The sequence below is a fragment of the Flagellimonas aequoris genome (genome assembly GCF_003584165.1).
GTDB classification, from domain to species: Bacteria; Bacteroidota; Bacteroidia; order Flavobacteriales; family Flavobacteriaceae; genus Flagellimonas; species Flagellimonas aequoris.
On record NZ_QXFJ01000017.1, the window covers coordinates 38,890 to 52,995 of the forward strand.

Below are 14,106 nucleotides of genomic sequence, written 5' to 3' on the forward strand. Positions count from 1 at the left end.
CTTACTTTTTTAAGATTAGTTTATACGTGTCGATGGAATTGTGTCCGATATCCACATTCAAGTTTTTGGAAATTTTTCCCAGGGACTCCTTGTCTTCCTCTATCAAGTTTGTGCGGATCAATTCTTGAAATTGAGTAGGAAGGGAAATAGTTGCATGTCTGTCCTTACCTTCCATTTCCACCAATCTGACAATGACATCCTCCCCGCTCTCACTTTTTTTAATTGTACTTATCCGCACCATGGGTTCCGACACTTTAAAAAAGCCCATCTCTTGTGGCAAGGTTCCCGAGCCATCGGAATGCTTCTTCAACACAGCGCGGAACGGATGGTTGGACCCTACTCCGAATTCGTACGAAATCCTATCGCCAGGCACATGGGACGCCACGGAAAACTTAAAATGATGGTCTCCCGTTTGATGGTACCAATTACCCTCTGCATGACAGCTCTTATGGGATGCCAACAATATCCCTTGAAGTACAGTATAATCAACAGCTTCCCGTGTCGGGTCCACCCAATCCGCCAAGGCTACGTCTGTTCCCAGCGTTACTGCCAGATCATCATTCTGAGATGATATATAGTTCATCACCTCCCTTGGTCTGATCGTCACAGGTTTTTGGTCATAGCTGCCACCCCAGGCCCATCCACCGGGAGCTTCCTTCATTTCGCTTTTGCCAACTTCCGCTATAGCCATGGGAACTTCGTATTTGATTCTCGATCCTACCATCTGTAGGGGAAGTGCAAAACGGAATTCACGATTATGGGTTCCGTCCCAATCCAACAAATCGATAAAAAAATCTATTTTCTTTTCATGGTGGTACACCCTGATCCGTTGGACAATTCCCGTATGTTTAAACTTTGTTTCGTTCTTAAACTCGGCAAATACATCGCCGTCCGAAGTTAGGGCCCAATTTGCGACATGGTCGCTCATCTTGTCATAATCCTGCATATTGGGTTCCGTTATCTGCGTAAACTCACCGGCCCCATTACCATTATATCCTAGGGTAAGAACATCCCCACCCGAAAATCTAGTCGTATTCAACACTTCTTTATCAAGGACCTTGTCATACAGGTATGCTATACCACCATCTCCAAGTTGAATTGAATAGAACTGGTTGGTCAGGGAATTGGGAAGTACGGTTTTATTGGTTGCAACGGCCTTTCTTCCTTTTTTGAGGTAATAGGTCTTATATCCGATTGCAGGTATTTTTGAAGCGTGAAAATAAAGTAATTTACCATTGGCATCTGACATTTGAGAGGGCACGACCATCCCTTTTTCATCAATCACATAAAATGGCCCGTTGTCTTCCAACTCCACCGTCACCAAGCCGTCCCTATCCCAAGATAGGTCATTGAATACCAAAATGGCATTCTTTGCTTTGGTCGCGACCTTGTTTGAAATGGATTTTAAGGATGAATCCAAAATTCTATCCGCTTCATTCGCCGCAAACTCAAGCTTTGATCTAAAGATGCTATCTGTGATATCCCCATTTTTTCCGCCCCAACCGTGATCGGGATAAATGGACTCTTCAAATGCCTTGGACAGTTCCTTTTGTGGATAGTCTTCAAAGGAATCTTTGAGCAGGGCATCAACTGTACCGAATATCTCAGCTGAGGGTAACAGCCTGCCCGCCTTTCTTGATGCGGTTACAGCTTCATAATGTCCGGGACCGTGGATATACGCCCATAAATCGGGCCTGCTACCTTCCAACTGTTCAAATTTGGCTCCCGGCCGTTTGATTTCGGAAAGAAATCCTGACACGGTTGAGTGTCTTATTTTGGGCATTGCCATTCCTGTTGTGGAAACAATGTTGTTCCATTCCTTTATCAGATTACCATAGTTGGCCGGCCCCGAGGCATCATTGCTGATGACAATGGCAAAATGGGGAGGCAGGTTATGCTCTTTGTAATAATCACTCCACATCTCCACTCGGTTTTGTATCTTATGCATTGCCTCAATGGCATCCTCTTCAAACAGCTTATAGAATATTACTGCCCAGCCATAGTTTCCAGGGGTATAGGTAAGAACTGAAGAACCATCCGGGGAGTACCATTCATAAAAACCCTCCCTCATTCTGGACACAAATAAATTCTCCACATCGGCCTTTGCCAATATCTGGGGAAATTGAAGCGTTCGCCCGGGCACATCGGTATTAAAGGCAGTTTCTTCAACGATCCCATCAAAGTTGTCCTTGATCCAACGTTTTCCGAAATACATTTCACGAACAAGCTGTTCTCCTGTTTGCATTCCCTCATAGGGTTGGTTGTATGTGGCCCCCCACGTAAACCTTCCTTCTTTCTGTCTTTGGATGACCTCTTCCTTTCTTTCAGGAAATTCTTCAATGAACTCCTTTAAGTTTAGCGCCTGTTCCATTCCAAAACGATATTCCTTATCTTTCTTCATGATGTCAAGGGCAGGAGCTATAATATCGTTAACCCTTTCATGGCGACAGTAATCTGGTGTATCCATCCATGCAATGTCCTGATGTGAAGATGAAATAATATGGAACGTTCCCTCCTTAAAGTACCCCCAATCCGAAGTTACCAGAGGTTTAAACAATTGTTCTTTGACCGCATGTTTCTTTGAGGCCACAATCTTCATTGTTTGTGGTTTCCCAAAAACCGGTAACCACACCCATGCTTTACCGTTTTCAAATTCCAAATTAGAGGTATAGCCATTTTCAAGAACAATTCCTTTGAAATCCCGTGGGCGTTCCAGGTCTAGGAAGGCCTTGGTTACGAGATTTTTTCCTTGTTGATGGTACTCATAAGGTTTTACATATTCTATGGCAACCATGGTCAAGTTTGTATCGGTCTGGCCAAAGCCATGGCAACACCACATTACAAACAAAATATGTAAGTTCCTTTTGATTTTTGATGCCATAATTGATTGTGCAATCATAGGGTTCTATTTTTCTTTCAATTAAGTTACTTGATTTTCCCTTTGGAAGAATTCAGCCTTGAAATTTTCAAGGCTGAATTTTCTATACATATGCCCTAATCTGCCAGTAAAGGATTGATCTGAACCTCGGACAATGGTATTGGAAAAGGCAAATAATCCCCAGGCACCACCGCCCCACTGGGCAATTCAAATCCGGCTAGGGGGACAAAGTCCCCTAGTTGTGTATCAAAGACCATTTGTGTCCTTACAATATCAAAATAGGTTTTGTTCTCCGCACAAAGTTCCCAATACCTTTGTTTCCATACCTCTTTTCTGAACTCTGACTGTGTTAGACCGGATACTGGGGCCAAACCGGCCCTTTCCCTGATATCGTTCACTGCCTGATAGGACGTTGCGTTGGGATTTCCATCCACCTCGTTCTGTGCCTCGGCGTAGGTGAGTAGCACATCGGCATATCTCAACAATGGGAAATTTTTACCATTATTTGGGGCTGTTTGCAAGATTCCCTTATCAAAAAACTTGTAAACGGCCCAAGGAAAGTCATAGGTCTCCCCTCCTGTTGTAAAGGAATTATAGAAAAAACCCATGTTGTTTCTTCCCCTCAAGTCTTCACTGGCGTAACTGTCCAGGAAGGATTCGTCAGGATAATATCCTCCAAATTGAAAAAATGCGGTTTCTGTGAATACAACTCCCTGGGGAAGGAAATAGATATTGAATCCATTTGGATAATCCGGTTGGTTATAGTTCAAATCCCAGATATGTTCTTCAAGATTGTCATAATCCGCATTGTTCAACTTGTCAAACCAAGTCAGGCTACCATCACTTTGGAACAAGGAAAAATCACCACTGTCCATAACCTCCAAAGATTTTGCCCTTGCCAGCTCCATGGTATTGTCCCTATTCAATGGATGCCCTGCCATGCTGAGATATACCTTGGCCAAAAGGGTTTTTGCAGCTCCAACGGAAGCCCGGCCATTTGCCACAGGAGTAGCAAATTTTAGGTTTTCTTCGGCAAAGATCAAATCAGGTACAATGGCCTCATCATAGATGTCTGCAATCGGGGTCTTGGGCAACAACCCATCGTTGATCGGCGAAACCGTTGAGGTCAACTTTAGGGGGACATCCCCAAAAATATTGACCAATAGATAATAATAGTACCCCCTTAGAAAGCGTGCTTCTGCAAGTAGGCTGTTTTTCTCACCGTTATCCAGAAAATCGACACCCTCTATATTGTCTATCACCAAATTGGCGGATTCAATACCCTTGTAACAACTTTCCCAAAATATTTTCACATAGGAACTACCCGAAGTATTGGTCAAATTGTAGTAAAACCCTGTTTCGGGATATTGGGATACATTGTTCCATTGGCCTGTGACCATTTCCAACATTGCACTTGGAAAATCATCAAAACCATAACGGGCATATGGCGCATAAAGAAATGAATACACCGAATTCACGGAAGATTCAATATCCTCCTCCGTCTGATAGAAATTCTCATTGGTCTGCATGCTCCTTGCATCCTCTTCCAAAAAATCTTCACAGGAAGCCAGGCCCAAAACCACACATATAATAATTACATACTTTTTCATTTTCAATCTTTTAAAAGTTAAGGTTAATACCAAACGTATAGGTTCTTGGACGAGGGGTGCCATAAAAGGTCTGTCCTTGCTGTGCATATCCTCCGCCAAAGGAAGAAGCTTCCGGGTCAAAATCCCTGTTATGGGCAATCAAGAAGAAATTGTCCATATTAAAGTACAATCGTACGGCCTTCATCCCAAATTTGTCCACTGTGTCAGTAGGTAGTCTATATCCTAGGTTGAAACTTCTTCCTCTGACAAAAGAACCATCTTCCAACCAATGACTGTCCGCAAAACTGCCAAAATCGGTGTTCCAGGGATCAGACCCCATACGCAATGCCGGGACCATAGTGTTTTGATTATCAGGTGTCCAAGCGTCTTTCAATACCGTTGCATAACCCGAAGCATACCAAGTACGGTCCTCGACGGTAAGTGCCGCCACATTCTGTATTTTGTTTCCCTGTCTGATCTGGATATCCATGTTCATGTCCCAGTTCTTGTAGCGAACAGAAGTGGAAACCGTCATATCATAGTCGCCAAAGGGACTTCCCAAAAATTTCATATCGGCTTCATCAAACTGACCGTCATTATTGACATCGTTCCTTTTGATGTCACCTGGTCTTTTACCGTATCTGGCCGCTTCCTCAACCTCATCGGTACCCCAAGTCCCCAATCGTTCAACGCCTATAAAAGATCCCATTGGTTTACCTACCCTCAATATTGTGGCATTGCCCAAAAAGCCGGAGGATATTACATCTGCATCGGTTGCACCAAGTTTAAGAACCTTGTTCCTGTTCTTTGAAAATACCGCTCCAATGTTCCAGTTAAAGTCGGCGTTTCTAACTATATCACCTGATAAAGCCAGTTCTATACCCCTGTTCTGAACACTTCCAATATTGGAGGTAACCGTGGAATAACCAGAAACCGTGGAAACCGGCACATTGAACAGAAGATCTGTGGTTTTCTTGTTGTACCAATCCGCTGTAAGGGACAAACGATCATTGAACATCCGGATATCTGTCCCGATGTTGAGCTGGGCCGTTCGTTCCCATTTCAAGTCAGGGTTCGGTGCCCCACCAATACCTGATCCCTTAACAATCTGGTTGTTCAGGTTTATGGTATAGTTCCCAATAGTACCCAAGGAAGAATATGGGGCAGGCGAATTACCTGTTATACCATAGCTTCCCCTTAGCTTAAGAAAGGATACCAGTTTTGAAAGGGATTCATTTTCGGCAATGAAGTTTTCCTTTGACACCACCCATCCCAAGGCACCGGAAGGGAAAAAGGAATACTTGTTATCCGCACCGAAGACAGAAGAACCGTCATATCGGGAACTGAAAGTAACCAAGTATTTCTCATCGTAAACATAGTTCAACCTTCCAAAAAAGGAGTTTAACGAAAATGCACTGTATGCCGAACTGACCGTTGGTGGTTGGGAACCTACGCCCAAATTGTAATATTTAAAAAACTCGGTCGTGTACCCTGAAGAATTGGCCCCCAGGTTATGGGTATCGGAAGAAGACCATTGGGCACCCAACATTGCATTGAAATGATGTTTCTCGTTGAAGTACTTATCGTACGTGAAGTAATTGTCCGACGTCCATATGGTAGTTCTAAATGTGCTGCCATTAGCACTTCCTAAGCCATTCCCGGAAATGTTCTTATAGGTGTTCCATGAATAGCTCAGGTTATTCAGGGTTTCATTGGTATAAACCGATTTAAACTCCAACCCCTCGTAAAGCTTGAACTGTGCAAAACCACTAAAACGTAAATTGGATTCCCTGACCGGTGACTCTCCCAAGGAATTATTGGATAGGGCCACGGGATTATTCCCCTCAAAATAATAAATATCAGGTTCGCCACTGGTATTATAGCCCCAGTCCCGGAACGTGGCAAAACTGCCATCAGGGAACTGAACTGGTAAAATAGGAGGGGTCTCAATCAAGGTACGGGACAAGTTGAGTCCGCCTATACCTAAATTACTCCTTATCTGTTGTGTTACGGACCAACCGTTAAGCTCTCCGCCTACCGTTAGCCAATCACTCAAATCGTATTCCACGTTTACCCTGTATGTGGCCTTCTTCTGGTAATCTGATTTGAACAGCCCTTGTTCGTCATTGAGTCCCAAGAAAATTCCAGTACGGGATTTTTCGGTTCCATTGGTTATGGACAAGTGATGGTGCGTTGAATATGCCGTCCTCAATGCTTCATCTTGCCAATTGGTATTATAGATCGGATCGTTGTTCTCATCAAACAAAAGGGGGTAATCATCATGAAGCCTTGGTCTTATGACCTCGTCATATGAGCCTCTCGCCGGATCGTATTCCCACATTCTTTTGAAGAGTTCCATATAGCCGTCGGCATCCAACATTTCTATTTCCCTTGCGGCAACACCAATACTTAAATTACCATCATAGGTAACATTGAAACCTCCTTCTTTTCCTTTCTTTGTAGTGAAGAGAATAACCCCATTAGTTCCCCTCGCACCATAAATGGCTGTGGCCGAAGCATCCTTGAGCACCGATACGGAAGCAAAGTCCGAAGGATGGTAACCGTTAATATTGTTTGTGATAACGCCATCTACAAGAATCAAAGGCGTATTGGACCCGTTTATCGAAGAAAACCCCCTGATGTTAAAACTCAAATCCCCTCCAGGGTTCCCATTATTGTTATAAATGTTCAATCCAGGGACCTTGGCCTGAAGGGATTGAAGTGGGTTTGTGGTCACGCGCTCCTCGAGCTCGCTCTCGGAGACTGTACTGATGGCACTGGTCAAGTCGGAACGCTTAACGGATCCATATCCAACAATGACTACCTCGTCCAAACTGGCTACATCCTCTTGAAGGGTGATTGTAACATTGGTCTGTCCATCCATGGGCAGCTCTTGGGTCACGTAACCCAAATACGAAACCACCAAAACAGCACCATCATCCACCTTAATGGAGAAATTCCCGTCGAAATCCGTCTGAACACCATTGGAAGTTCCTTTTTCCACTACACTTGCCCCTGGCAAGGGATTTCCGTCACTATCGGTCACAGTACCTCTAATAGTGATGTCCTGTTGACCCTCACGGCCCTGCTCTCTTTCTAAACTTAATGCATTATTAAAGTCCAAAGGACCTAGGAACGATTTGGGCACAGCCGCCCAAATCCCTTGCAGAAACCCTATGGAAAGGTATGCAAGGAAAATACAAGTTCCCTTTTTAAAGGATACGAATTGATTTAGCATAATTTCTAATTGTTTGTTTGTTAAAATTTAATTTGCTTGGTGACAATTCGGTCAATAGATTGATTTTGACCCAATTGTTCTTTTGGTTCTTAGTTTATTTCCATCCTCTATTGTTTAACATGTTGAACGAACGTTTCCGTCGACACGATCCATAAAATCCAAATCATTTAACTAAACCGGTTTAGTTATTGTTTAAATTTTTATAATCATGCCCCACAGGACTTCCGTATTTTAAAATTCGTGTCAAGTACTATTCTTTTATCTTTAGTTTTTATCATATGATCACCTTTCATTTCATCAACCAATATGTCCACGGCGAGATCCCCAATTTTTTGAACGGGTTGTATAACCGCTGTTATAGGAGGATTTACCAGATCAAAAGCCGACATTTCGGAAAAACTGGCTATGGCCACCTCATCCGGTATCTGTATATTCAGTTCATTGAGTGCCCTTAACCCCTCACGTGCCAAATAGTGCGTTGAGAACAAAAGGGCATCCACCCTTTTCTCCGGAGTTGTAATGGCCCTTATCATTTCTGCCATATCGGTAACATAGGTTTTTTGATCCAGTTCGGATACAAATCGACCATCTTGTTCCACCCCATGGTCATCCAAGGCCTTTATATATCCTAACAATCGTTGCTGCATGGCATCCAAATCGGATTTTATCGTAACAAAACCTATTTTTTTCCTTCCCAAATCCAATAAGTGTTTGGTTGCATGATATATTCCACCAAAATTATCGACAATGACATAATTGGTATCCAAATTTGGATAATGCCTATCGATTAGAACAAAGGGGAAATCATTTTCCTGCAACCTTAGGATATCCTTCTCATTTTTTTGAGTGGAGGATATGATCAAACCATCTACCTGTCTATTCAACATAGATTGTATCAATTTAGATTCCTTTTCCGGTTTCTCATATGAACTACTAAACACCACCGTATATCCCATCTCCATTGCCCTTGCCTCAACAAAACCTGCTATCTGCGCATAGAAAGTATCCGAAATATTAGGGATTATCAAACCTATCGTTTCACTTTTCCCCCTACTCAGACCACGTGCAAGTTGGTTTGGCACATAATTATATTTTTTGACATAAGCAATGATCCTTTCCTGGGTTTCCTTGCTTATCTTATTCTCGTCCCCTTTATTGTTCAGCACCAGCGAAACCGCCGTTTTGGAAACATTAAGGTTTTTGGCAATATCTTTTAAGTATAATTTTTTCAATACAAATTGTAATGTGGCCTACCAGCCTATATTCTTCCAAAGATAATTCAAGTCCACATCATTCGCATCCTTTGGTTTTAACTATCCCCCAGGGATACATATTTGATAATTTAGATTCTACTAAATCGGTTTAGTATTTGATCAAAAATATATAATTTTATGAAAACTCAAAAATTTTGCTAAAATTTAACATTTTCACTTTGGAGGATACTTATCCATGGAATTTGTCATTTTGTTCTTGAGCGCCCGGTCAAAGTTGTATCCGTTATTCGGCCCGAGCAGAAAAAGTACCTGCCCTCTCGAAGTTACCAATACTTATAAAACAAGATCTGATCCATACAGTGCCAATGCCATACTTAGTAAAGAATGTCAATTAAAAACATAAACCAAAACATCGATGTTTTTCGATATTCACCTATTTCAATCAAGAACTATTTTTACTAATTTTTTGCCGTTTTATGGATTTTGAACAAGATAAATTGTATTTTCGATAACTAAACCGATTTAGTTATTAATGAAATAAACGCCATATGAAAGTGATTTTACGATTATGTATCAGTTTTTGTTTGATTCTTTCGGTCTCCTGCCACAATTATAAAACAGAAGAATTGGTTTCAGTGGAGCAATCAATCCCCGATTTGATCGACTACAACTTTCATGTGCGTCCCATTCTGTCCGACAAGTGCTTCGCATGCCACGGCCCTGACAAATCCAAACAGGAGGCCGGGTTACGTTTGGATATCCGCGAGGAAGCCTTAAATGAACTCAAACAAACACCCGGAAATTATGCCATTGTACCCGGAAAACCAGGTAAAAGTGTTGTATTTGAGCGTATCATGTCCGCAGATCCCGAAATGGTAATGCCCCCGATCGAATCCCATTTGGAACTTACCTCAAGAGAAAAGGCAATTTTGGCCAAATGGATTGACCAAGGAGCCGAATATGAAGAACATTGGGCATTCCAACTTCCTAAAAAACAACCGGTACCAGACATCAAGTACCCCGGGGAAGCTTACAACGAAATTGACCATTTTGTATTGAAAAAACTGAGGGACGAAGGTCTGGAATTCAGTCTGACGGCCAATAAGGAGAATTTGTTACGGAGATTATCCTTTGATCTTACCGGTCTACCCCCAACTCTTAAAGAATTGGACCAATTCATTTCTGGACAAAAGTCATATGAAGATATGGTCGACCACTATTTGGCTTCCGATTCTTATGGTGAAAAAATGGCCACAGCTTGGTTGGATCTGGCCAGATATGCGGATACCCACGGTTACCAAGATGATGGTCCAAGAAGGATGTGGCCCTGGCGGGATTGGGTCATTAATGCTTATAATGATAACATGCCATACGACCAATTCATCAAGTGGCAGCTGGCAGGTGATAAATATCCGAACCCAACTCTGGAGCAAATGATAGCCACCGGCTTTAATAGAAATCATCTTATCAATGTGGAAGGGGGCATTATTGCGGAAGAGTATCGGGTAGAGTACGTATTGGACCGGACCAACACCTTTGGCAAGGCCTTCTTGGGCCTAAGTTTTGAATGTGCGCGATGTCATGACCATAAATATGACCCCATTTCACAAAAGGACTACTACAGTACCTCTTATTTTTTCAATAGTGTTGACGAAATGGGACAGGGACAACGAGACTTCCCCGAAGTTCAGCCCCCATCGGTACTCTTGACCACAGAAGAGAAAGATAAGGTCCTTTTGTTCCTGAAAAACCAGACCGAGGAATCGAGAAAAAGCTTGGAAAACATTGCCCTATCATCTGCCGGGGACTTTAAGGGTTGGGTGAACAAGGTAAACCTTAAGGATTTGTTCAATGCCCCTTTGGTTGAGCCTGTGGAGAGCTATCCCTTTGAGGACTCCAAAGAATTCAAATCTATTGAGGGTATAGAGGGTAGAGCCGTTTTGTTTGATGGTGGAGGCGGGTTGTCTTTTCCTGGCAAAATGGATTTTGAACGCTACGATCCCTTTTCCTATTCTTTCCATATAAAACCTCCTGAACCCAATGGAACCTTCAACTTCTTTACCAAATCCACAGGTGAGTTTGGTGGCTTTCGGGGCATCGAGATGCAACTGGTAGACAATAGGCTCGAGTTGCGGATGTCCCACAGATACCCTAACAACGCTATCAGGGTCAGAAGTTGTGATCCCCTTCTTCCCGAGCAATGGGCCCATGTCGGTGTAACCTACGATGGTTCAAGCGAGGCTAAAGGTATACGGATTTTCATCAACGGGAAACTGCAGGAATTTGAAGTCTTAAGGGACAATCTTTATAAATCCATTGTCCCCTACCTCAACAATTCAAATGGGACATATGGCATTGTTTTCGGATATCAGTTCAATGCACAAGGCTTCCCCAATGGTGCCCTTGATGAATTCAAAATTTTCGATGTGGAACTCTCACAGTTTGAAATGAACCTCTTGGCCAAAAACAACGACTATAAAGAACAATTAATGGCTCTTCCAAAGGAAAATCTTAAGCAAAATGAACAGCTCAAGGAATTCTATCTTCTAAGGAAAAGCAAAGAGATGGAGACTGAACGTGAGCAACTTGCCCTAGCTAGGAAGGCGGAAAATGATACGTTATCCGGCATACCTGAAATCATGGTGATGAAGGACATTCAAGACAGTGTCCGAACAACATATGTCCTCGAACGAGGTAATTATGATTCCCATGGCGAGCAGGTGGGACCCGGTTTACCAGATGCCCTGATGTCAACTTCCGTTGTACAGCCCAAAACAAGGATGGAGTTGGCAGAATGGGTGGTGAGCAAAGAAAACCCCCTAACCTCACGGGTCGTCGTGAACCGCCTGTGGCAAAGTCTTTTTGGCCGTGGCCTTGTGGAGACCTCCAACGATTTTGGGAGTCAGGGAAGCTTACCAACACACCCAGAACTTTTGGACTGGTTGGCCATTGATTTCATTGAATCCGGGTGGGACGTCAAACGGATGATCAAACAGATTGTCATGTCAAAGACTTATCAGCAATCCTCAAAAGCAAGTCCAGAACTCTTGGACAAAGACCCCAACAATGAACTCCTGGCCAGGGGTCCCAAGTACCGATTGCCCGCCGAAATGATCCGGGACAACATCCTCGCGGCAAGTGGCCTGTTAGTGGAAAAAATAGGGGGACCTAGTGTTAAACCCTATCAGCCGGAAGGTCTTTGGCAGGAAAAAGCCTCATTTGTAGGGGAAAATAAATATGTGCGAGGTACCGGTGATGACCTTTATAGGCGGAGTCTTTATACCTATTGGAGACGAACGATACCTCCGCCATCGATGATCACCTTCGACGTTCCCGATAGAAATATGTGTACGGTAAGACGACAATCCACCACTACTCCACTTCAACCCTTGATAATGCTCAATGGCCCGGAATACATGGAAGCCGCAAAGGTCTTGGCAAGCCGGGTGGCTGAATCGGAACATGAAAATGTGGAAAATCAGATAACAAGGGCATTTAGACTTTTAACCAGCAGGCTTCCAAAGGAAGAAGAACTAGAAACCCTGCTGGAACTTTATACCAAAGAAAAAAGTCGTTTTGAACAAGAGTCCGAGGAAATGTCACAACTTCTGGATATTGGGGATTACAAATTGGACACTAAAGAGCAAAATGCCAATATAGCGGCACTGACAGTGGTGAATAACATCATTATGAATTTTGACCCTGTTTATACTAAATATTGATCACAATGGAAAAAGAAGAGTATATTATAAAAGGTTTGGGGAGACGGGATTTCTTGGGCAAGATGGGAATGGGACTTGGTTCGGTGGCCCTTTGGTCACTTTTGAACCCAGTTGATGCCCTAGCCAAAACGGGGCTAAAAGGAGGGTCCGGTGGTGTCCTTCAAATGCCACATTTTGTTCCCAAGGCAAAAAGGGTGATATATCTATTTCAAAGTGGCGGACCGGCACAGCAAGATCTCTTTGATTATAAACCCTTGCTCAGGGAACTCAATGGACAGGAGCTACCAAGCAGTGTTAGACAAGGACAAAGACTCACCGGAATGAGTGCTTTTCAGAATTCCCTTCCTTTGGCCGGTAGTCACTTCAACTTTAAACAATATGGAAAAAATGGCATGTGGGTGAGCGATCTTTTGCCCCATACGGCCAAAATTGTGGATGAGCTTTGCTTTATCAGATCAATGTATACCGAGGCCATCAATCACGATCCGGCCATCACTTTTTTTCAAACAGGTTCCCAGCAACCTGGCCGACCATCAATTGGTTCATGGTTGAGTTACGGATTGGGCAGTGATAATGAAAATCTTCCTGCATTCTCCGTGCTACTGTCCAGGTCTCACCCTTTTGGTCAGCCACTATATTCCAGACTTTGGGGCAATGGTTTCTTGCCATCACAGCACCAAGGGGTACAGTTCAGATCCGGAAAAGACCCGGTACTTTACTTGAACAATCCCCATGGAATAACAAAACAAGCAAGAAGAAATGCCCTCGACACTCTTGAAAAGCTCCATACCTTGAACGAGGATCATCTTGGGGCCCAGGAGTTGAACAGCAAAATCAGCCAATATGAGATGGCCTATAGAATGCAGACCTCTGTACCGGAGGCCATGAGTATAACCAAGGAACCAGATTATATTCTGGACATGTACGGCCCGGAAGCCAGAATTCCGGGTACTTATGCCTACAACTGTGTTCTGGCACGCAGGCTTGTTGAAAGGGATGTCAAATTTGTTCAATTGTATCATCAAGGTTGGGACCAACATGGCAATCTCCCTACTGATATCCAAAGACAATGTAAGAGCACCGATCAGCCATCCGCTGCCCTAATATTGGATCTAAAACAGCGTGGATTGCTAGAGGATACACTGGTGATCTGGGGAGGAGAGTTTGGTAGGACCAGTTATAGCCAAGGAAGGCTTACAAAGGAGAACTATGGAAGAGACCATCACCCCAGGTGCTTTACGATGTGGATGGCAGGTGCCGGGGTAAAACCGGGTTATATCCATGGCCAAACCGATGATTTTGGTTATAATATTACCGAAAATCCGGTCCATGTACACGATTTTCAGGCTACGCTCATGTATTTGCTGGGCATAGACCATGAAAGACTGACCTATAAATTTCAAGGAAGAAGATTCAGGTTGACAGACGTCCACGGATCTATAGTGAACGACATCCTATCATAACC

General features: G+C 43.3%; 6 protein-coding genes. 2 read left to right on the forward strand and 4 right to left on the reverse strand.

Annotated elements, in window-relative coordinates:
* Position 1: 1 nt before the first annotated feature.
* The 4 genes from D2U88_RS07170 to D2U88_RS07185 all read right to left on the reverse strand — a co-directional run bounded on the left by D2U88_RS07170 (position 2) and on the right by D2U88_RS07185 (position 8,937).
* Positions 2-2,899 carry a glycoside hydrolase family 38 N-terminal domain-containing protein gene (locus D2U88_RS07170; RefSeq protein ID WP_119639707.1) on the reverse strand — a complete coding sequence of 966 codons (2,898 nt, stop codon included), beginning with the start codon at positions 2,897-2,899 and terminating at the stop codon, positions 2-4.
* A gap of 95 nt (positions 2,900-2,994) precedes the next feature.
* Entirely contained in the window at positions 2,995-4,488 is a 1,494-nt protein-coding gene (locus tag D2U88_RS07175) for a RagB/SusD family nutrient uptake outer membrane protein (RefSeq protein WP_182859120.1), read from the reverse strand.
* A gap of 10 nt (positions 4,489-4,498) precedes the next feature.
* Entirely contained in the window at positions 4,499-7,705 is a 3,207-nt protein-coding gene (locus D2U88_RS07180) for a SusC/RagA family TonB-linked outer membrane protein (RefSeq protein ID WP_119639709.1), read from the reverse strand.
* Between the two features lie 206 nt (positions 7,706-7,911).
* Complete coding sequence (locus D2U88_RS07185) at positions 7,912-8,937, reverse strand: LacI family DNA-binding transcriptional regulator (protein ID WP_119639710.1); 1,026 nt, start codon at positions 8,935-8,937, stop codon at positions 7,912-7,914.
* 530 nt (positions 8,938-9,467) lie between these two features.
* On the opposite strand from D2U88_RS07185, the gene D2U88_RS07190 reads away from it, so the two are divergent.
* Both D2U88_RS07190 and D2U88_RS07195 read left to right on the forward strand, forming a co-directional pair.
* Positions 9,468-12,641, forward strand: a complete 3,174-nt coding sequence (locus D2U88_RS07190; RefSeq protein ID WP_119639711.1) for a DUF1553 domain-containing protein — start codon at positions 9,468-9,470, stop codon at positions 12,639-12,641.
* Positions 12,642-12,646: 5 nt separating this feature from the next.
* Complete coding sequence (locus tag D2U88_RS07195; protein WP_119639712.1) at positions 12,647-14,104, forward strand: DUF1501 domain-containing protein; 1,458 nt, start codon at positions 12,647-12,649, stop codon at positions 14,102-14,104.
* Positions 14,105-14,106: the final 2 nt, after the last annotated feature.

Excerpts from the sequence above, each read along its gene's own strand:
- D2U88_RS07170 (WP_119639707.1), bottom strand. The coding sequence starts at position 2,899 with ATGATTGCACAATCAATTATGGCATCAAAAATCAAAAGGAACTTACAT.
- D2U88_RS07175 (WP_182859120.1), bottom strand. The coding sequence starts at position 4,488 with ATGAAAAAGTATGTAATTATTATATGTGTGGTTTTGGGCCTGGCTTCC.
- D2U88_RS07180 (WP_119639709.1), bottom strand. The coding sequence starts at position 7,705 with ATGCTAAATCAATTCGTATCCTTTAAAAAGGGAACTTGTATTTTCCTT.
- D2U88_RS07190 (WP_119639711.1), top strand. The coding sequence starts at position 9,468 with ATGAAAGTGATTTTACGATTATGTATCAGTTTTTGTTTGATTCTTTCG.
- D2U88_RS07195 (WP_119639712.1), top strand. The coding sequence starts at position 12,647 with ATGGAAAAAGAAGAGTATATTATAAAAGGTTTGGGGAGACGGGATTTC.